Source organism: Stenotrophomonas sp. GD03877 (genome assembly GCF_029840555.1).
Lineage (GTDB): Bacteria > Pseudomonadota > Gammaproteobacteria > Xanthomonadales > Xanthomonadaceae > Stenotrophomonas > Stenotrophomonas geniculata.
Genome location: NZ_JAOCCT010000002.1, coordinates 52,541 through 69,077, shown reverse-complemented (window position 1 = coordinate 69,077; position 16,537 = coordinate 52,541). Strand labels below are relative to the sequence as shown.

At 67.4% G+C, this 16,537-nt stretch carries 17 protein-coding genes; 9 read left to right on the top strand and 8 right to left on the bottom strand.

What is annotated here, in order from left to right; genetic code table 11:
• Positions 1 to 131 precede the first annotated feature (131 nt).
• Positions 132 to 2,696, top strand: coding sequence for a bifunctional lysylphosphatidylglycerol flippase/synthetase MprF (gene mprF, locus N5D20_RS01535; protein ID WP_197579155.1), 2,565 nt, complete (start codon positions 132 to 134; stop codon positions 2,694 to 2,696).
• Positions 2,697 to 2,777: 81 nt separating this feature from the next.
• On the opposite strand, the gene N5D20_RS01530 is transcribed toward mprF, so the two are convergent.
• The 4 genes from N5D20_RS01530 to N5D20_RS01515 all read right to left on the bottom strand — a co-directional run bounded on the left by N5D20_RS01530 (position 2,778) and on the right by N5D20_RS01515 (position 5,643).
• Entirely contained in the window at positions 2,778 to 4,124 is a 1,347-nt protein-coding gene (locus N5D20_RS01530) for an AcvB/VirJ family lysyl-phosphatidylglycerol hydrolase (RefSeq protein ID WP_043402748.1), read from the bottom strand.
• A gap of 78 nt (positions 4,125 to 4,202) precedes the next feature.
• Positions 4,203 to 4,820, bottom strand: a complete 618-nt coding sequence (locus tag N5D20_RS01525; RefSeq protein ID WP_010482890.1) for a DUF998 domain-containing protein — start codon at positions 4,818 to 4,820, stop codon at positions 4,203 to 4,205.
• Positions 4,817 to 4,990, bottom strand: coding sequence for an oxidoreductase-like domain-containing protein (locus N5D20_RS01520; RefSeq protein WP_049411906.1), 174 nt, complete (start codon positions 4,988 to 4,990; stop codon positions 4,817 to 4,819). Before N5D20_RS01520 ends, N5D20_RS01525 begins: the two co-directional genes overlap by 4 nt.
• Positions 4,991 to 5,040: 50 nt before the next feature.
• Positions 5,041 to 5,643: a hypothetical protein gene (locus tag N5D20_RS01515; RefSeq protein ID WP_049434156.1), complete on the bottom strand. Its 603-nt coding sequence runs from the start codon at positions 5,641 to 5,643 to the stop codon at positions 5,041 to 5,043.
• A gap of 228 nt (positions 5,644 to 5,871) precedes the next feature.
• On the opposite strand from N5D20_RS01515, the gene N5D20_RS01510 reads away from it, so the two are divergent.
• On the top strand, positions 5,872 to 7,026 hold the full coding sequence (locus tag N5D20_RS01510) for a tetratricopeptide repeat protein (RefSeq protein ID WP_049434158.1): 1,155 nt from the start codon (positions 5,872 to 5,874) through the stop codon (positions 7,024 to 7,026).
• Between the two features lie 6 nt (positions 7,027 to 7,032).
• Here N5D20_RS01510 and N5D20_RS01505 read toward each other — a convergent pair whose 3' ends face one another.
• Entirely contained in the window at positions 7,033 to 7,368 is a 336-nt protein-coding gene (locus tag N5D20_RS01505; RefSeq protein ID WP_019337002.1) for a zinc ribbon domain-containing protein YjdM, read from the bottom strand.
• Positions 7,369 to 7,549: 181 nt separating this feature from the next.
• Here N5D20_RS01505 and N5D20_RS01500 point away from each other — a divergent pair, with 181 nt between their 5' ends.
• The 3 genes from N5D20_RS01500 (at position 7,550) to N5D20_RS01490 (ending at position 9,628) form a co-directional block, all read left to right on the top strand.
• Positions 7,550 to 8,911, top strand: coding sequence for an Hsp70 family protein (locus tag N5D20_RS01500; protein WP_197579154.1), 1,362 nt, complete (start codon positions 7,550 to 7,552; stop codon positions 8,909 to 8,911).
• A gap of 229 nt (positions 8,912 to 9,140) precedes the next feature.
• Positions 9,141 to 9,434: a YkgJ family cysteine cluster protein gene (locus N5D20_RS01495; protein ID WP_053462562.1), complete on the top strand. Its 294-nt coding sequence runs from the start codon at positions 9,141 to 9,143 to the stop codon at positions 9,432 to 9,434.
• A gap of 11 nt (positions 9,435 to 9,445) precedes the next feature.
• Positions 9,446 to 9,628 (top strand): hypothetical protein, encoded by a 183-nt coding sequence (locus N5D20_RS01490; protein ID WP_005410566.1) that lies wholly within the window; start codon positions 9,446 to 9,448, stop codon positions 9,626 to 9,628.
• Positions 9,629 to 9,677: 49 nt separating this feature from the next.
• On the opposite strand, the gene N5D20_RS01485 is transcribed toward N5D20_RS01490, so the two are convergent.
• The 3 genes from N5D20_RS01485 to N5D20_RS01475 are packed head-to-tail and all read right to left on the bottom strand — an operon-like array spanning position 9,678 to position 11,678.
• On the bottom strand, positions 9,678 to 10,559 hold the full coding sequence (locus tag N5D20_RS01485; RefSeq protein ID WP_005414223.1) for a DUF4097 family beta strand repeat-containing protein: 882 nt from the start codon (positions 10,557 to 10,559) through the stop codon (positions 9,678 to 9,680).
• A gap of 10 nt (positions 10,560 to 10,569) precedes the next feature.
• Positions 10,570 to 11,103: a hypothetical protein gene (locus N5D20_RS01480; protein ID WP_054172282.1), complete on the bottom strand. Its 534-nt coding sequence runs from the start codon at positions 11,101 to 11,103 to the stop codon at positions 10,570 to 10,572.
• The gene (locus tag N5D20_RS01475) at positions 11,100 to 11,678 is read right to left on the bottom strand and encodes an RNA polymerase sigma factor (RefSeq protein ID WP_010482872.1); all 579 of its coding nucleotides are present in this window, start codon (positions 11,676 to 11,678) and stop codon (positions 11,100 to 11,102) included. Before N5D20_RS01475 ends, N5D20_RS01480 begins: the two co-directional genes overlap by 4 nt.
• A gap of 126 nt (positions 11,679 to 11,804) precedes the next feature.
• On the opposite strand from N5D20_RS01475, the gene N5D20_RS01470 reads away from it, so the two are divergent.
• From N5D20_RS01470 to N5D20_RS01455, 4 genes are all read left to right on the top strand, one after another.
• The gene (locus tag N5D20_RS01470; RefSeq protein WP_010482869.1) at positions 11,805 to 11,984 is read left to right on the top strand and encodes a hypothetical protein; all 180 of its coding nucleotides are present in this window, start codon (positions 11,805 to 11,807) and stop codon (positions 11,982 to 11,984) included.
• 34 nt (positions 11,985 to 12,018) lie between these two features.
• Complete coding sequence (locus tag N5D20_RS01465; RefSeq protein ID WP_010482867.1) at positions 12,019 to 12,612, top strand: mechanosensitive ion channel family protein; 594 nt, start codon at positions 12,019 to 12,021, stop codon at positions 12,610 to 12,612.
• 625 nt (positions 12,613 to 13,237) lie between these two features.
• Positions 13,238 to 14,869 carry a TldD/PmbA family protein gene (locus N5D20_RS01460; RefSeq protein WP_197578544.1) on the top strand — a complete coding sequence of 544 codons (1,632 nt, stop codon included), beginning with the start codon at positions 13,238 to 13,240 and terminating at the stop codon, positions 14,867 to 14,869.
• Between the two features lie 30 nt (positions 14,870 to 14,899).
• The gene (locus N5D20_RS01455; RefSeq protein WP_197578543.1) at positions 14,900 to 16,534 is read left to right on the top strand and encodes a TldD/PmbA family protein; all 1,635 of its coding nucleotides are present in this window, start codon (positions 14,900 to 14,902) and stop codon (positions 16,532 to 16,534) included.
• Positions 16,535 to 16,537: the final 3 nt, after the last annotated feature.

Here is a 16,537-nt window from a genome sequence, read left to right as displayed (position 1 = left end):
CACGGGTACCCTCCGCGACACGTCACTACCGGGCTCCGACGGTCCCACTGGTCAAATGACGATGACAGGCGCACGATGCGCCACGCCCGCGTTGACACCGCCCTCGCCCCTCCTGCCGCACCCTTGCGCCGATGACCGCCCCCGTCGATTCCACCACTGCCCCTTCCACGCCAACCTGGAAGCGGGTTGCCACCATCGTCATCCCGCTGCTGATCCTCGCCCTGGCCCTGCACGGCCTGGCCAATGAGTTCGACGAGCACGGCTATCGTGCGATCCGCCAGGCGTTCCGGCAGCTCAGCGGCACGCAGATCGCGCTCACCGTGGTACTCGGCCTGGCCAGTTACGCCTGCCTGATCGGCTTCGATGCCATCGGCCTGCGTCGCAGCGGCATCCGTGTGCACCCCGCGCGCGTCGGCATCACCGCTTTCCTTGCGCACACGCTGGGCCAGACCGTGGGCTTTGCCGCGTTGACCGGTGGCGCGGTGCGCCTGCGCGGCTACCGCAGCGCCGGCCTGGACCTGGCGCAGATTGGCCAGGTGGTGCTGATGAGCACGCTCGGTTTCGTATTCGGTGCATGGCTGTTGATCAGCGTGGCCCTGTGCATGGAACCGGCGGCGGCAGCGTTGGCATTGCCCTTGAATCCCGATGCCGTGCGCATCGTCGGCATCGTCGCCCTGCTCGCCTATCTCGGCACCGTGCTGCTGGTCGGCCGCGAGGGACGGCAGTTCAGCGTGTTCGGTCACGCCTTGTGGCTGCCCGACCGCCGCACCATGATCGGTGTCACCGTACTCAGCGTCATCGAGCTGGTGCTGGCCAGTGCCGCGTTCTACGTGCTGCTGCCGGACTCCACGCCGACCGGCCTGCCGGGCTTCGTCGGCCTCTACCTCGTGGCAGTGCTGGCCGGCCTGGTCTCCACCGTGCCCGCAGGCCTGGGTGTGTTCGAGTGGAGCCTGCTGAAGCTGTTGCCGCAGGTGGCACCGGCAGCGGTGCTGGCGGCAGCGCTGATCTACCGCGTCACCTACTACGTGCTGCCGCTGGTGCTGGCCACCCTGCTCGCCCTTGCGCCCGCCCTGCGTCAGCCGCTGCAGGCCAGCGCCGGGGCAACCCGTGCCGGCTGGAACGCGCTGCGCCCGTGGCTGCCGCAGATCATCGCACTGGCGGTGTTCAGCATCGGCGCCGCGCTGGTCATCGACGGCACGCTGCCGACGCCGCGCCGTCATCTGGTCAACGCCTCGCTGCCGATCCTCGAAACCTCGCACCTGATCGGCAGTCTCAGCGGCGTCGCACTGCTGCTGATCGGCCAGGGCCTCGCCCGGCGCAGCCACGCCGCGTGGATGCTGGCGATGGCGGTGTGCGTGATCACCCCGCTGCCGCTGTGGCTGCGTGGTGGCCAACTGTTGATCGCCCTCTCGGCGGTGCTGGTGGCGATGGCACTGTGGGCCGCACGTCGCGAGTTCTACCGCCAGGGCGCGCTGCTGGACGAAGCCTGGTCGTGGCCGTGGCTGCGCAACCTCGGCCTGGTGCTGGTGGCGGTCACCTGGCTGCTGTTCTTCACCTACAGTCATGTCGAATACCAGAACGAGTTGTGGTGGCAGTTCGCGGTGTCGGGCAACGCACCACGCGCGCTGCGCGCGTTGCTGGTGGTGGCCATCGCGCTGGTGATGTTCGGCCTGGCGCGGCTGCTGCATAGCACGCGCAGCCCACTGCCGGCCGCCGACGAAGCCACGCTGCAATCGCTGGCACCGGTGCTGGCGGGTGCTACGGACACCCAGGCCTGTCTGGTACTGACCGCCGACAAGGCAGTGCTGCGTGACGACGCCAGGCTGGGCTTCGTGATGATGCAGCGCTATGGTGGCTCGCTGATCGCAATGGGCGATCCAGTCGGCCCGCCGGACGTCGCCCGTGCACTGATCTGGCGCTTCCGCGAGGAAGCCGACCGGCTTGGCCTGCGTCCGGTCTTCTACCAGGTCGGCGAGACGTACTGGCAGACCTATCTCGACCTGGGCCTGGGCCTGGTCAAACTGGGCGAAGAAGCGATGGTGCCTCTGCACGACTTCGGCCTGGAAGGTCGCGAACGTGCAGACCTGCGCCAGGCCTGGAACCGGGGCAAGCGCGGCGGCCTGTCCTTCCGCGTGGCACCGGTGGAGGAGATTCCCAGCCTGCTGCCGCGCCTGCACGCAATTTCCAATGCATGGCTGGAAGACAAGGCCGGCGATGAGAAGGGCTTCTCGCTGGGCAGCTACGACCCGGATTACCTGGTGCGCTTCCCGGTAGCGCTGGTCGAGGCCGAAGGCCAGATCGTGGCGTTCGCCAACCTGTGGCAGGCACCGGCCGGCGCCGAGCTGTCGGTCGACCTGATGCGCCACGTCAACGAAGCACCGAAGGGCACGATGGACTTCCTCTTCATCGAACTGTTCCTGTGGGGCCGCGCGCAGGGTTATGCGCGTTTCTCGCTGGGCATGGCGCCGCTGTCCGGGCTGGCCCAGCATCGCCTGGCCGGTCGCTGGAACCGGCTGGCCGGCCTGCTCGCGCGGCATGGTGAGCGCTTCTATGGCTTCAGTGGCCTGCGCCGCTTCAAATCGAAGTTCGATCCGCAGTGGCGGCCGCGTTACCTGGCCGCACCGGGTGGCATGCACCTGCCGGCGGCGCTGCTGGATGCCACGCGCCTGATCTCGCTGGATCCGCGGCGGAATTGAAGCCGCGATGCGTCGGGCATGGCTCGACGCTACCCGGCTCGTTCTGGTGGGTGCGAACCGTTGGTTCGCACGCGCTCCGGTTTACATGCCGCCCTTGAGGATCACTTCAGCCAGGCGATCGTAGTCACCCCCGAAATGGTGATCGCCCGGCAGCTTCACCTTCCTCACGCCGTCATTGGCCGGCAGGTCCGGGCACAGTGCGTCCTCATCCTTGTCGCCGTACACGCACAGCGTTTTCTCCGCCGGCAGCCTGGCCACTTCCGGCGCGATCGGCAGGCCGTCGCCGCCACCGCCCAGCCAGTTGCTGACATGGAATTCGAAGTCGGCCTTCCTGCCCACCGACAGCAGCACGATGCGCTCCAGCGCCTCGCGGGTACCGGCGTCGAGCTGGTTGATCGTGGCCGGCAGCACGTCGGCGCCCTGCGAGAAACCAATCAGCATCACCTTGTCTCGGTGCCACTGCTGGCGGTAGTGGTCGATGATCTTCTGCAGGTCGCCCGCAAAGCCCTTCGGTGTGCGCTCGCTCCAGAAGTAGCGCAGCGAATCGATGCCGACTACCGCCACGCCATGCTCGTTGAGTGACGACGCCACGTTCTTGTCCAGGCCAGCCCAGCCACCGTCGCCGGAGACGAACACCGCCAGCGTATCGCCGTTGCCGGTCGCCGGCATTTCCACCACCGGCAGGCCCTTCAGTGCAGCAGGCGGGGGGGCCAGGCTGACGCCGGCCTGCGCGCCGATCACCCGTGCCGCAGCCACCAGGCCCGGTGACGCATCACCGCGCGCTGTACGCTTGAACTCGCGCGCCATGGCGACCTGCTGCACGAACTGGCTGGCCTCCCCCACCTTGCAGCCGTGGTCACCGGCCGCACTCAACCACGGGAAGTTCAGCTCGGTAGGCTGAAGTTTGTTGTGCTTCACACCATCGCCGCAGACCATGCGCTGGTGGTTGTGGTCCGGGCAGAAGCCGGTGGTGAGTACACCGGCGAACACCTGGGTATCGGCCTGCGCCGCGAGCGAATAGGCCATCTCGGCACCTTCGCCATCACCGCCGACCAGCGGCAGGTGGTAGCCGGGCAGATGCAGCGAGGCCTGCAACCAGCGTGAGAAATTCTCGACGTCACCGGAACCGAACGAACAGGTCGGGTCCCCCTCGCGCTTGAGCACACCGCGCAGGTGCGCAATGTCCACTGCCGCGACCAGCGCGCCATCGGCACGCAGGGCCTCGATCGGCAGGCGGCTGGTGTCACCGCCAGCCGTGGGTTCATGGAACCAGATCACCACCCGTTGCGGCGTGCCGGCCGGCATGTGCACCGGAATCTGCTCGAACCGCCCATGGCTGAACTGCTGCGGGGTCACTGCCGCCGTCGCCGGCAGCGCGGCCAGCGCCAGTACCACACCCATTGCCCTGCCCAGCCCTGCACGCTTCATATCGCATCCCCGATGGAATGCGCACACGATACGCCGCCGCCGCGTGCACGGCACGTACCGGCGCAGGCCGTTGGGGATTCAGTGGGCCGCGGCCTGGCGGCTGCGACGGTACAGGGCCATCGCCAGATACAGCAGCCAGCCAACGATCACCGCGATCACCACTTTCTGTCCCAGCCCACGCGGTGGTCCACCACGCCACAGCACATGCAGCCACAGCAGCACGAAGGCCAGCCATGCCCAGCCCCAGAGCAGGCCCGCGGCGGACTGCCAACCCGGTTCGCGGCGCAGGTACCAGGCCTGCAGCAGCATGCCGACGCTGGCACACAGGAACGCCGTGTTGGCTGCCAGTCCATGGATGAACGGTGCCAGCAGCGGCGTCGCTTCAGGCAGCCAGCTGTCGCCGATCGCCACCGTCGCCAGGCCCAGCGCGGAAACCGTGAACAGCAAGGGGGCGGCCGCACTGCGCCGCGGGCCGATGCTGCCGCGATACAGCGCAATGCCAAGTGCGGCAATGGCCAGCGCCAGCAGGCAGTAGGCAGCACGCAATGCAAGCCCCCACGGCCCGTGCAGGTACAGGCTCAAGGTCGCCCGCACCCAGTCCAGATCACTGCGCGCGACCTGGGTCCACAGCGCGGTGGCCACGAACAGCAGCAGCGCCACCAGTGCCAGCACCGCCGCCGGGCGCGCACGGCTCATGGTGCGGCCTCGGGATGCCGCGCCTTCCACTCGGCCAGTGCCTTGCGGTAGCGCTGCAGCTCATCGGAATACAGGTCCAGCACGCACAGCGGGCAGCCACTGCCGCAGCATTCGTTGGGACCGGGCTCTTCCGGTGGCAGCGGGCGGGGATCGGGATCAGGAACGGACACGGTCGGAAACAACAATCATTGGAAACAGGCCACCAGTGTAACGGGCCAGCTCAACCACCCAGTTGGCGACGCAGGTTGTCACGCGCGGCCGCGTCCAGGCGCTGATGGAAGAACTCACTGAGGAAAATCCGCGGTGCGCGCAGCAGGCCCTGCAGGAATCGGCGGCGGCCGGCACGGTACAGGAAGCCGGGCACCACGCCCTTGTATTCTTCGGCCACGCCACGGTCATAGGCGGCGAACACCGGCTCCGGTGCAGCCAGGATCGCCATGTCGCAGTCCAGGAACAGCGCCGCCTCGGCATCCACATCCTCCGGACCCAGCGCGCCATGGCGGGCGGTCAGCAGGATCAACTGCTCCACGCGAGCAGCGTCGACACCGGCAAGCTCCGGCGCCTGTGCGATCGCCTGCAGGGCCAGCTGCGCCGAACGCGCCTCGTTGTCCTTGCGCCCCGCCTGGTAGATCGCGTCGTGATAGAGCACGGCCAGATAGATCTCGGCCGGCTGCTTCCAGCCGGGGCCATCGGCCACCTCCTGGCAGTGCTGCAGCACCGCGCGCACATGGCCGAAGTGGTGGTAGGCGCGTGGCGGCGTGGCATAGCTGTCCTGCAGCGCCTGCCACTGCGCCGGGGCAAGCGTCAGCGGTGAGAAGTCCATGCCCGGATCATCCCGCCTGTGCCGGCGCCGGGCAAGCTGGCGGTTTTTTCACCACGCACTCACAACGCTTGCCAGGCGAGGCCCGGAGCCAGTTGTCCACAGCTTTGTCGCGCGCTGGTCCACATCGGTTGTGGATGAACGCTGCGCCGACCAACGGTCGCTGCAGCTGGACATCCATGGGAATACACTCGCCACAGGCGGGAGCGCCCGCCGCTGCCGGGAACCGTCATGTACCGTTCTGCCGCCCATTGCCTCACCCTTTCGCTGCTGGCCTTCTGTGCTCCTGCCTTCGGCGCAGGCCAGGCACCGCCCGCCGATGTGGTGACGACCCCGACCATCACCGTGTCGGCCGCACGCGTGCCGACCCCGGAAGAAGTGTTCGCCATTCCCGCGGACCTGCGTGCGATGCTCCAGAAGCAGGTGATCCAGCGCAGCTACTCCCGCGACCAGCGCCTGCAGGCGCTCGTGGAGATGATCTTCGACCAGCACGGGCTGGACCTGCAGTACGACGCCAATGCGACCTACACCGTCAGCGATATCTGGCAGCACCGCCGCGCCAACTGCCTGGCCTTCACCCTGCTGTTCGTAACGCTTGCGCGGGAGGCGGGCATCCAGGCCCGCGTGCAGGAAGTGGGGCAGGTGGTGTCCTGGTACCAGGACCAGGACGCGGGCGTGGTCTACAGCGTTGGTCACGTCAACGCCGGCGTCGATGTCGGCGGCCGCTTCGGTACCGTCGACCTGGATCGCAATGTGCTCTATGACCGCCGCGGGCCGGTTCCCGTCAGCCGTGCGCGGGCATTGGCGCATTTCTACAACAACCGGGGTGCGGAGCGCCTCGCCGACGGGGACTTCGGCGGCGCCCGTGCATTCTTCGACGCGTCCCTGGCTCAGGACAGCGGATTCGCTCCGGTGTGGAACAACCTCGGCGTGCTCGACCACCGCGAAGGCAACAACGAGGCGGCGCGGCAGGCGCTGGATCGATCGCTGCAGCTGGACGGCCGCCAGGATGCCGCACTGACCAATGCCTCCGCGCTGTTCCGCAGCCTGGGCTTGACCGCGCAGGCGCAGTCACTTGAGCGCCGGTTGAAGTCGGTGCAGCGGGAAGACCCGTTCGCGCAGTACATGTTAGGCGCCAAGGCCGAACGGGCCGGCCAGCTGGACCAGGCGATCCGCTATTACCGGCAGGCCGTGCGCCTGTATGACACCGCGCATCAGTTCCACTTCGGGCTGGCGCGGGTCTATTTCCTGGCTGGCCAGCTCAAGCGCGCCGATCGCGAACTGCTGCGTGCACAGGAACTGGGGGGCGCGCCGGAGCAGGCGCGCTACCAGGCCAAGCTGGACAGCCTGGCCCGCTGGCGCGCGCAGCAGCAGGCCAGGCGCTGAAGGCGGTCAGGCCTTCTTGAGGAAGCAGGTCTTCAGGACCAGGCCCTTGATCTTGTCCGAGTTGCCTTCGATGTGCTCGGCATCATCCTCGACCAGGCGGATGTTGCGGATCACGGTGCCCTGCTTGAGCGGGATCGAGGAGCCCTTGACCTTCAGGTCCTTGATCACGGTGACGGTGTCGCCGGCCTGCAGGGTATTGCCGTTGCTGTCACGCACGACCAGGGCGGACCCGGCGCTTTCCTCGGCGGTCCATTCGAAACCGCAGTCGGCGCAGATCCACAGCGCACCATCGGCGTAGGTGTTTTCCAGGGTGCACTGCGGGCAGGCGGGGGCAGAAGACATCAGCAAGTACCTCAAAGTGAATCAACAGCCGCCATTGTAACCGGCTGGCTTCCCCGGCCCTTTTCCGGGCAGGCTCCGGCTGCCCACTGGACCCGGACCAGAACAGCACGCCCGCTGGAACTTGCAGTCGGCGGCGAACTGCAGCAGAGTGCGCGGCCCCTGATCGCCCCCGGAACTCCCCATGCGCCTCGGCATCGACTTCGGTACCAGCAACTCCGCCGCCGCCATCGTGCATGAGGGAAAACTGCTGCCGATCCGCTTCGGCGATGCCGAGCAGTTCCGCACCAGCGTGTACTTCCCCGGCGTGGTGCCCGATCCGGACGACTTCCAGCTCGATGACGGCCAGGAACACCAGCTGCAGCAGATGATCGACAGTGCCGCGCGCGCAGCCCGTGCCGCCGGCCAGGAACGCACGCCACAGGCACTGCGCCGCGAAGCCCTGCGCGCACTGCGCCGGGAATGGATGGAAGCCCGCGCCGGCAAGGAACGCAGCGCCAGCGACCTGCTGCAGAACGCGGTCTACGGCGATGACGCGCTGGAAGCCTATTTCGAGGAACACGAAGGCAACCTGGTGCAGAGCCCGAAGTCGATGCTGGGCTACAACCTGCACCCGCGCGCGAAGCAGACCATCACCGGCATCGCCGCGCACATCCTCGAACACATCCGCCTGACCGCCAGCGCCCAGCTCGGCCAGCCGCTGCGTGCCGCCCTGCTCGGCCGCCCGGTGCAGTTCCGCAGCTCGATCGGTGCGGCCGGCAACGACCAGGCGCTGGACATCCTGCGCGAGGCCGCCACCCAGGCCGGCTTCGACCAGATCGATTTCCTCGAGGAACCGGCCGCGGCGGCCATGCATTACCACGCCGAAAGCCGCGAGCGGCACCAGGCGGTGATCGTCGACATCGGTGGCGGTACCACCGACATCGCGCATGCCGAAGTCGGCGGCGACGATGCCCCGCGCATCCACCGTGCCTGGGGTATCGCCCGCGGCGGTACCGACATCGACCTGGCGCTGAGCCTGTCCAGCTACATGCCGCTGTTCGGCCGCGGCATCACCCGCGTGCCGGCCCACCACTATGTGGAAGCGGCCACTGTGCAGGACATGACCCGCCAGCGCGAGTTCCGCCTGCACAAGTACGACCATGTGGACGCACCGTGGGGCGACCGCCTGCAGGCGCTGCAGGACACCGGCAATACCGCCCGCCTGTACCGCGATGTCGAACGCGCCAAGATCGCCCTGAGCGCTGCCAGCGAGCACCGCAGCACGCTGGACTACATCGCCCGCGATCTGCATGCCGACAGCAGCGCCGATGGCCTGGCCGCCGCCGCCCATAGCTACCTGGAGCAGATCCGGGAACTGCTGGCGCAGGTCCGCAGCGACATCGGGGGCGACCCGGATGCGGTGTTCCTGACCGGCGGCATGTCCCGCGCCGGCTACCTGCGCCAGGCCGTGGCCGAGGCCTTCCCAGGCGCCCGCATGGTCCACGGCGAGCCCTCACTGGGCGTGGTCCAGGGCCTGGCCTTGGCGGCAGCCAGCCAGGATTAACAAAACGTTACGCGGTCTAAGTTACTCTTGGTCGGCTAGAACTCCGCTGCACCTTCCACCGGCCACGCCGGTGTGTGTCCACGGTGTAGCCTGGCCCGCCCTGCGGGCCTAGCGGCCATGCCTTCCTGGCTCGTTCATGGTCCGCGCTGCACCTGAGCCGCCATCGAGACCCGCTTTGGGCACCCGCCAGGCCCCTGTGGCCTTACAACCTGACGCAGCACCTGCACCCATCGACTGCCGCCGTTGTGACGCGGTCTGTTGCCGGCTGCCCGTGCTGCTGCAGCCCGGCGACCACGTACCTGGCCAGTTCCTGTCACGCGACACCCACGGCCGTGCCGTGATGGCGCGCAACGAGGAAGGCTGGTGCGCGGCGATCGATCCCTATCACCTGCGCTGCACGATCTATTCGCAGCGCCCGGCGATCTGCCGCCAGTTTTCGATGGGCGGCGATGACTGCCGCCGCGAGCGGCAGGACTACCTGCGCCAGGCCGATGCCTGGGCGCTTTCCTCCCCTTCCACCTGACAGGAGCAACCATGCCCCGCAAGGCAAAGACCCCCGCGAAGGCCAGCAACAGCATCCGCAGCGAACGCAAGGGCGCGGCCGCCAGCACCGTGGTCAGCAGCGATTCGATCGCTTCGGACCTGGCAGCGTTCCGCAAGGCCGGTGGCAAGATCGAAGTCCTCGGCACCACCTGGGCGCTGAAGAAAGCCAGCTGACCCAGCTCCGACCGCGGCGGCGCTGCCGCCGCGGCCTGCAGGACCGTGCTCAACGGTCCAGCCGCACCCGCACACTGCCCGAATGCGACTGGATGCGGATGTCTCCATCACCGCCGCCCAGACGCGTATCGAGATGGCTGCCCGGCCCATAGCGCGGCCGCTCCACCTGACCGGCATCGCTGTTGATCGAGCCGCTGAAGCTGTTCACCGACAGCTGTGCCGACACCGTGCGCGGCAGGCTCAGCGTGACCGAGGCACTGACCGATTCGACATTGATGCGGCCGCCGGGCGCCAATCCGGCTGCTGCCAGGTCGATGCTGCCCGAGACGGTCTCCACCGCCAGCCGCTGCACGCGCCCGGCGTCGACCTCGACCCGCCCGGACACCGTCTGCGCACCGATATCACCGGATACCCCACCGCCGGCCTCGATCCGGCCACTGACGGTGTTCACATCCAGCTTCGGCGTCTGCAGGCGTGCGCTGACGCTGCCACTGACCGTGTTGAGCTTGCTGTCGCCACTGCGGCCAGCTGCGCTCAGGCTGCCGCTGACCGTATCGGCCTGCAGCCGTCGCACGTCGATGCCGCTGATGTCCTGGCTGGCGCTGACCGTGCTCAACAACAGTTCCACCGAGCGCGGCACGTTCAGCACCAGAGTTGCACCGCCGTTGTTGCTGCGGCGCGGATATTCGATCTCCCAGCGCACACGGTTGGCACTTTTCTCCTGCCGCAGCTGCAGGCCGTCGCTGAGCGTGCCGGTGAGCTGCACGTCATTGCGGTCCCAGCCACGCACGGTCACCTTGCCGGCCACGTTGCTCAGCTCGATGCGACCGCCCGCAGCCAGGGTGTGGCGCTCGTCGATGCGGGTGTCGGCCAGCGCTACGGCAGGGGCCAGCAGCAGCGCGACACAGCAGGAAATCAGGGTTCGGGTCATGGGGGTCTCCTCAGGTCGTCAAGCCGGACTCGGCGGCATAGGCCGCCTGCCGGGTCAGTTCCAGCCGCAGCGCATAGGTGCGCTTGAGCTGGCCAAGCAGGTGCGGCGCACGCGGGTCCTGCGCCAGGGCGGCACGGATCTGCGCCGCGCTTTCATCCAGTTCGTGCAGGGCCGGCTGCCATTCCGGCGCCCGTCCATCGGGCAGCGAAGCAACGGCCTGCTGGTACTGCTCGGTCATCGCCGCCGCCTGCAGCTGCAGTGCTGAAGGTACCGGTACCTCCGGCTGCGCATGGCGCCACGGCGCCACGGCGTAGACCGCCAGGCTGGCCGCCAACGCCGCACCCGCCGGCAACCACCAACGCCGACGCGAACGGATCGGCAGGGCCACCACGTTGTCGCCCGGTGCAGGTGCCGCCTGCGGCCCACGCGGCGGCAGCTGGGCCGAAAGGCGTGCCCAGCCATCGGTAGGTACGTCGCGCTCGCTTGGCAGCGCGCGTAGCCGTGCCAGTAGATCGTGGTCGGAATCGTGGTCGTGTGTATTCATGTCATGTCTCCCAGCCGTGCGCGCAACAGGCCGCGCGCACGATGCAACTGTGCCTTGGAACTGCCGACGGCCATCTGCAGCTGTTCGGCGATTTCCTGGTGTTTCCAGCCTTCGATGTCGTGCAGTACCAGTACCGCACGTGCCCGTGGCGGCAGCGTCGACAGCGCCCGTTCGAGGTCGCGTTCGGTGCCGGCACAGCGGTCGTGTACCGCCAGTTCCTGCAACCCTCCGTCCACTTCGTCGAGGCTGTCATGGTCCTGCCCGCCGGCACGCCCGCGCAGTTCCATCAGCGCGGCGTTGACGCCCAGCCGGTGCAGCCAGGTCGACAGGCTGCTCTCGAAACGGAAGCCCGGCAGCGCCTTCCATGCCTGCAGGAACGCTTCCTGCAGCGCGTCCTCGGCGCGTGCCTGCTGGCCGCCACACAGCCGCCACAGCACAGCGAATACCCGGGGCGCGTGGCGCCGGTACAGCAGTTCATAGGCCGCGGTGTCTCCGGCGGCTGCCGCCCGCACCAGGGCGGGTTCGTCGACGGCGTCGTTGGCGGCAGGCAGCGCGGGCATGGTGGTGTCGAGCATATCGCTTGGATGCGGCGACCCGGAAAAAGGTTTAGAGCCCATCCATGATCGATGCCATGCAACCTTTTTGATGGCTGCTGCATCCATGGAAGGTCCTTCGCGAAATTGCCGTCCAGGAGTCCTGCCATGTCCAGCCCATCCTGCGCCGCCCTGCTGGTGATCACCGCCTGCTTACTGTTGCAGGCGATGGGCCTGTCACTGCAGCTGCGTCCCGACAATGGCCGCGCCTGCCTGCAGCAGCACCGCCAAGAGCTGGTCTGCCTGGCCTGGACCCCGGCGGTCGAATCCCCCGCACGCGCCGGGTAACATCGGGGGCCGTTTCCCCCTCCGTAGTCGCCCCATGATGTTGTCGCTGAAGGATCACCTGCCCGCCTGGACTCACCCGTGGCTGAACTACGCCGGCGTCGCCGTGCAGATCGTACTGGTGCTGCTGGTTGCGTGGCTCCTGCGCGTGCTCGCCCGTCGCCTGATCCGCCGCTTCGCCGAGCACTACACGCTGCCGCCCGAAATGGTGATGGGTGCACGCCGGATCACCAGCTTCGTGGTCTATTTCAGTGCCCTGCTGTACATCCTCAGCCTGCTCGGCGCGAAGCCGTCGGTGCTGTGGACCGCCTTCACCGGCTTCGCAGCCGTGGGCGCGGTGGCCTTCTTCGCGGCGTGGAGCGTGCTGTCCAACATCTTCTGCACGCTGCTGATCTTCACCACCCGCCCGTTCCGCCTGCACGACTACATCGAGGTGCTGGAGAACGGCGAGAAGCCGGGCCTGAAGGGCCGGGTGATCGACGTGAACCTGATCTACACCACACTGCAGGAGACCGGCGACGGCCACGAGGGCACGGTGCTGCAGCTGCCGAACAATCTGTTCTTCCAGCGCACGGTGCGCCGCTGGCGTGATCCGGCGCAGGCACCCGGCGGCATCCAGGGCGATGGCTGAGGGTAGGTTTTTCTTTGCAGGGCTGCGCCCTGCACCTGCCGAAGCAACGTCAACGTCAAAGGCGGGCATTCCGTGGGTTGGCGGGCTGGGTCCGGTTGAGGGGGACGCTGCAAGTACCTCCATGTAAGCTCGGTCGCCGCATCCATGCGGCTCACGCCCCCTCAACCGGACCCACCCCGCCTTCGACAGTTTTCCGCGAGCTGTCGGAACGGCGTTCTGCTTTGGTGGGTGCCGACCGTTGGTCGGCACGAATGAATTCATTCGATATCTGACAGATGTGCCGACTAACGGTCGGCACCCGCCAACAGCGCACGGAATCTGTCAGAGGCGGGGCGGTGTGGGTGGGCAGGACCGTTGGCGCCATGGATGGCGCCATCGAGCCCCCATGGATGGGTTCACGGCGTGTCCTGCCCACCCACACCGCCCCGCCATCCCAGGGAATGCCGCTCTGGCTTTGGCCGTTGCCGTTGCATTAAGCAGGTGCAGGGCTGCAAGCCCTGCCGAAACCCCCACCAACCATGACTGCAGTCACTTGCCCGGACGCGCCGCGCTGGCGAAAGTCGAGGAGTTGACGTGATCGGTCCGGCCCGTTGCCAACCGCACGCAAGCGAGAGAGAGAAACGCTGTGCAACGACGTGAGTTCCTGGCTTTTTCCGGTCTGGGCCTGGCGGGCCTGCTGCTGCCGCATTCCCGTGCCATCGCCGCCGAGCAGCTGCTCGCCCCGGTCGATACCGCCCAGCGCCGGCGCCTGGCGGACGTGGCGCTCGCCGCCGCGCGCACCGCCAAGGCCAGCTACTGCGATGTACGCATCGGCCGCTACCTCAACCAGTCGGTCATCACCCGCGAACACCAGGTCGGCAACGTGACCAACCGCGAATCGTCCGGCGTGGGCGTGCGGGTAATCGCCAACGGGGCCTGGGGCTTCGCTGCCACCCATCAGCAGACCGAGGCCGCCGTGCGCGCCGCGGTCGAGCAGGCGGCGGCAATCGCCCGCGCCAACGCCAGCATCCAGACCCGGCCGGTGCAGCTGGCGCCGACGCCATCGGTGGGTGAGGTCCGCTGGCAGACGCCGGTCCGCAGGAACGCCATGGCGGTGCCGATCCAGGACAAGGTCGAGCTGCTGCTGGCGCTCAACGCCGCCGCGCTGAATGCGGGCGCCGACTACATCAATTCCACCCTGTTCCTGGTCAACGAACAGAAGTACTTCGCCTCCAGCGACGGTTCTTTCATCGACCAGGACATCCATCGCATCTGGCTGCCATTCACCGCCACTGCCATCGACAAGGCCAGCGGCAAGTTCCGCACCCGTGCCGGTCTGTCCTCGCCGATGGGCATGGGCTATGAGTTCCTCGATGGCGATGCGCGCGGCAAGGTGCAGCTGCCCGGTGGCATCACTGCCTATCGCGATTCCTACGACCCGGTCGAGGACGCCATCGCCGCCGCCCGCCACGCGCGCGAAAAGCTCAAGGCGCCCTCGGTGAAGCCCGGCAAGTACGACCTGGTGCTGGACCCGTCCAACCTGTTCCTGACCATCCACGAGAACGTCGGCCACCCGCTGGAGCTGGACCGCGTGCTCGGCTACGAAGCCAACTACGCCGGCACCAGCTTCGCCACGCTGGACAAGCGCGATGCCGGCTTCCGCTGGGGCAGCGACATTGTCACCTTCTTCGCCGACAAGACCCAGCCGGGCAGCCTCGGTGCGGTCGGCTACGACGACGAAGGGGTGAAGACGCAGCGCTGGGACCTGGTGCGCGACGGCATCCTGGTCGACTACCAGGCCACCCGCGATGAAGCCCATATCCTCGGCCGCGATGCGTCGCACGGCTGCAGCTATGCCGACTCCTGGTCCAGCGTGCAGTTCCAGCGCATGGCCAATGTCTCGTTGGCGCCCGGCAAGCAGCCGCTCAGCGTCGAGGACATGATCAAGGACGTGGAGAACGGCATCTACATCCACGGCCGGGGCTCGTATTCGATCGACCAGCAGCGCTACAACGCGCAGTTCGGCGGCCAGCTGTACTACCAGATCAAGGACGGAAAGATCGCCGGCATGGTCGAGGATGCGGCCTACCAGATCCGTACGCCGGAGTTCTGGAACGCCTGCACCGCCATCTGTGATGAGCGTGACTTCCGCCTGGGCGGTTCGTTCTTCGACGGCAAGGGCCAGCCCGGCCAGGTCTCGGCGGTCTCGCACGGTTCGTCCACCACCCGCTTCAACGGCATCAACATCATCAACACCGCGCGCAGTCTCGGCGCTTGAGCCACCCATCCTTCGACATGGAGAGCAGCCTTGCAAAGACGTGACTTCCTGGCCCTGACCGGGCTTACCGCGGGCGGGCTGATCGTGCCCTCCTTCTTCGGCAAGGCAATTGCCGCCGAGCAGCTGCAGAGCACGCTGGACCTGGGCCTGAAGAAGCGCCTGGCCGACGCTGCGCTGCAGGCCGCGCGCGCGGCCGGTGCCACCTACTGCGATGTGCGCATCGGCCGCTACCTGCGCCAGTTCGTGATCACCCGCGAAGACAAGGTGCAGAACGTGGTGAACACCGAGTCCACTGGTGTGGGCATCCGCGTGATTGTCAACGGCGCCTGGGGCTTCGCCGCCACCAATGCGCTGGGTACGGCCGATGTGGCCAAGGCCGCGCAGCAGGCTACAGCGATTGCCAAGGCCAATGCCGGCGTGCAGACCGCACCGGTGCAGCTGGCCAAGGCGCCGGGCGTGGGCGAGGTGAGCTGGCGCACGCCGATCCGCAAGAATGCGATGGAAGTGCCGATCAAGGACAAAGTCGGCCTGCTGCTGGACGTCAACGCCGCGGCGATGGGCGCCGGTGCCAGCTTCGTCAACTCGATGCTGTTCCTGGTCAACGAGCAGAAGTACTTCGCCTCCACCGATGGTTCCTACATCGACCAGGACGTGCACCGCATCTGGGCCCCGATGACGATCACCGCCATCGACAAGTCCAGCGGCAAGTTCCGTACCCGCGAAGGCCTGTCCTCGCCGATGGGCCTGGGCTACGAGTATCTGGACGGTGCGGCTGCCGGCAGGGTGGTCAGCCCGAATGGCGTGGTCAACTACAGCTCTTCCTACAACATGAAGGAAGACGCCATCGCCGCCGCCAGGCAGGCGCAGGAAAAGCTGAAGGCACCGTCGGTGAAGCCGGGCAAGTACGATCTGGTGCTCGACCCGTCGCACACCTGGCTGACCATCCATGAGTCGATCGGCCACCCGCTGGAGCTGGACCGTGTGCTCGGTTACGAAGCCAACTATGCCGGTACCAGCTTCGCCACCCTGGACAAGCGCGAACAGCATTTCCAGTACGGCAGCGAGCTGGTCAACATCTTCGCCGACAAGACCCAGCCGGGCAGCCTCGGCGCGGTGGCGTACGACGATGAAGGCGTGAAGTGCAAGCGCTGGGACCTGATCAGCAATGGCAAGCTGGTGGATTACCAGACCATCCGCGACCAGGCCCACATCCTCGGCAAGACCGAGTCCGACGGCTGCTGCTACGCCGACTCGTGGTCCAGCGTGCAGTTCCAGCGCATGGCCAACGTGTCGATGGCACCGGGCAAGAAGCCGCTGAGCGTGCCGGACCTGATCAAGGACGTGGAGAACGGCATCTACATCATCGGTGATGGTTCGTTCTCGATCGACCAGCAGCGCTACAACGCGCAGTTCGGCGGCCAGCTGTTCTACGAGATCAAGAACGGCCAGATCACCCGCATGCTGGAAGACGTGGCCTACCAGATCCGCACGCCGGAGTTCTGGAATGCCTGCACCGCCGTGGCCGACGAGCGTGACTACCGCCTGGGCGGTTCGTTCTTCGACGGAAAGGGCCAGCCGGGCCAGGTCTCGGCGGTCTCGCACGGTTCGTCAACCGCGCGCTTCAACGGCATCAACGTCATCAACACCGCACGCAGCCTCGGCTGACCG

Excerpts from the sequence above, each read along its gene's own strand:
- N5D20_RS01525 (WP_010482890.1), bottom strand. The coding sequence starts at position 4,820 with ATGAGCCGTGCGCGCCCGGCGGCGGTGCTGGCACTGGTGGCGCTGCTG.
- N5D20_RS01530 (WP_043402748.1), bottom strand. The coding sequence starts at position 4,124 with ATGAAGCGTGCAGGGCTGGGCAGGGCAATGGGTGTGGTACTGGCGCTG.
- N5D20_RS01505 (WP_019337002.1), bottom strand. The coding sequence starts at position 7,368 with ATGTCTTCTGCCCCCGCCTGCCCGCAGTGCACCCTGGAAAACACCTAC.
- N5D20_RS01480 (WP_054172282.1), bottom strand. The coding sequence starts at position 11,103 with ATGAATACACACGACCACGATTCCGACCACGATCTACTGGCACGGCTA.
- N5D20_RS01475 (WP_010482872.1), bottom strand. The coding sequence starts at position 11,678 with ATGCTCGACACCACCATGCCCGCGCTGCCTGCCGCCAACGACGCCGTC.
- N5D20_RS01470 (WP_010482869.1), top strand. The coding sequence starts at position 11,805 with ATGTCCAGCCCATCCTGCGCCGCCCTGCTGGTGATCACCGCCTGCTTA.
- N5D20_RS01510 (WP_049434158.1), top strand. The coding sequence starts at position 5,872 with ATGTACCGTTCTGCCGCCCATTGCCTCACCCTTTCGCTGCTGGCCTTC.
- N5D20_RS01500 (WP_197579154.1), top strand. The coding sequence starts at position 7,550 with ATGCGCCTCGGCATCGACTTCGGTACCAGCAACTCCGCCGCCGCCATC.
- N5D20_RS01485 (WP_005414223.1), bottom strand. The coding sequence starts at position 10,559 with ATGACCCGAACCCTGATTTCCTGCTGTGTCGCGCTGCTGCTGGCCCCT.
- N5D20_RS01515 (WP_049434156.1), bottom strand. The coding sequence starts at position 5,643 with ATGGACTTCTCACCGCTGACGCTTGCCCCGGCGCAGTGGCAGGCGCTG.
- N5D20_RS01490 (WP_005410566.1), top strand. The coding sequence starts at position 9,446 with ATGCCCCGCAAGGCAAAGACCCCCGCGAAGGCCAGCAACAGCATCCGC.
- mprF (WP_197579155.1), top strand. The coding sequence starts at position 132 with ATGACCGCCCCCGTCGATTCCACCACTGCCCCTTCCACGCCAACCTGG.
- N5D20_RS01465 (WP_010482867.1), top strand. The coding sequence starts at position 12,019 with ATGATGTTGTCGCTGAAGGATCACCTGCCCGCCTGGACTCACCCGTGG.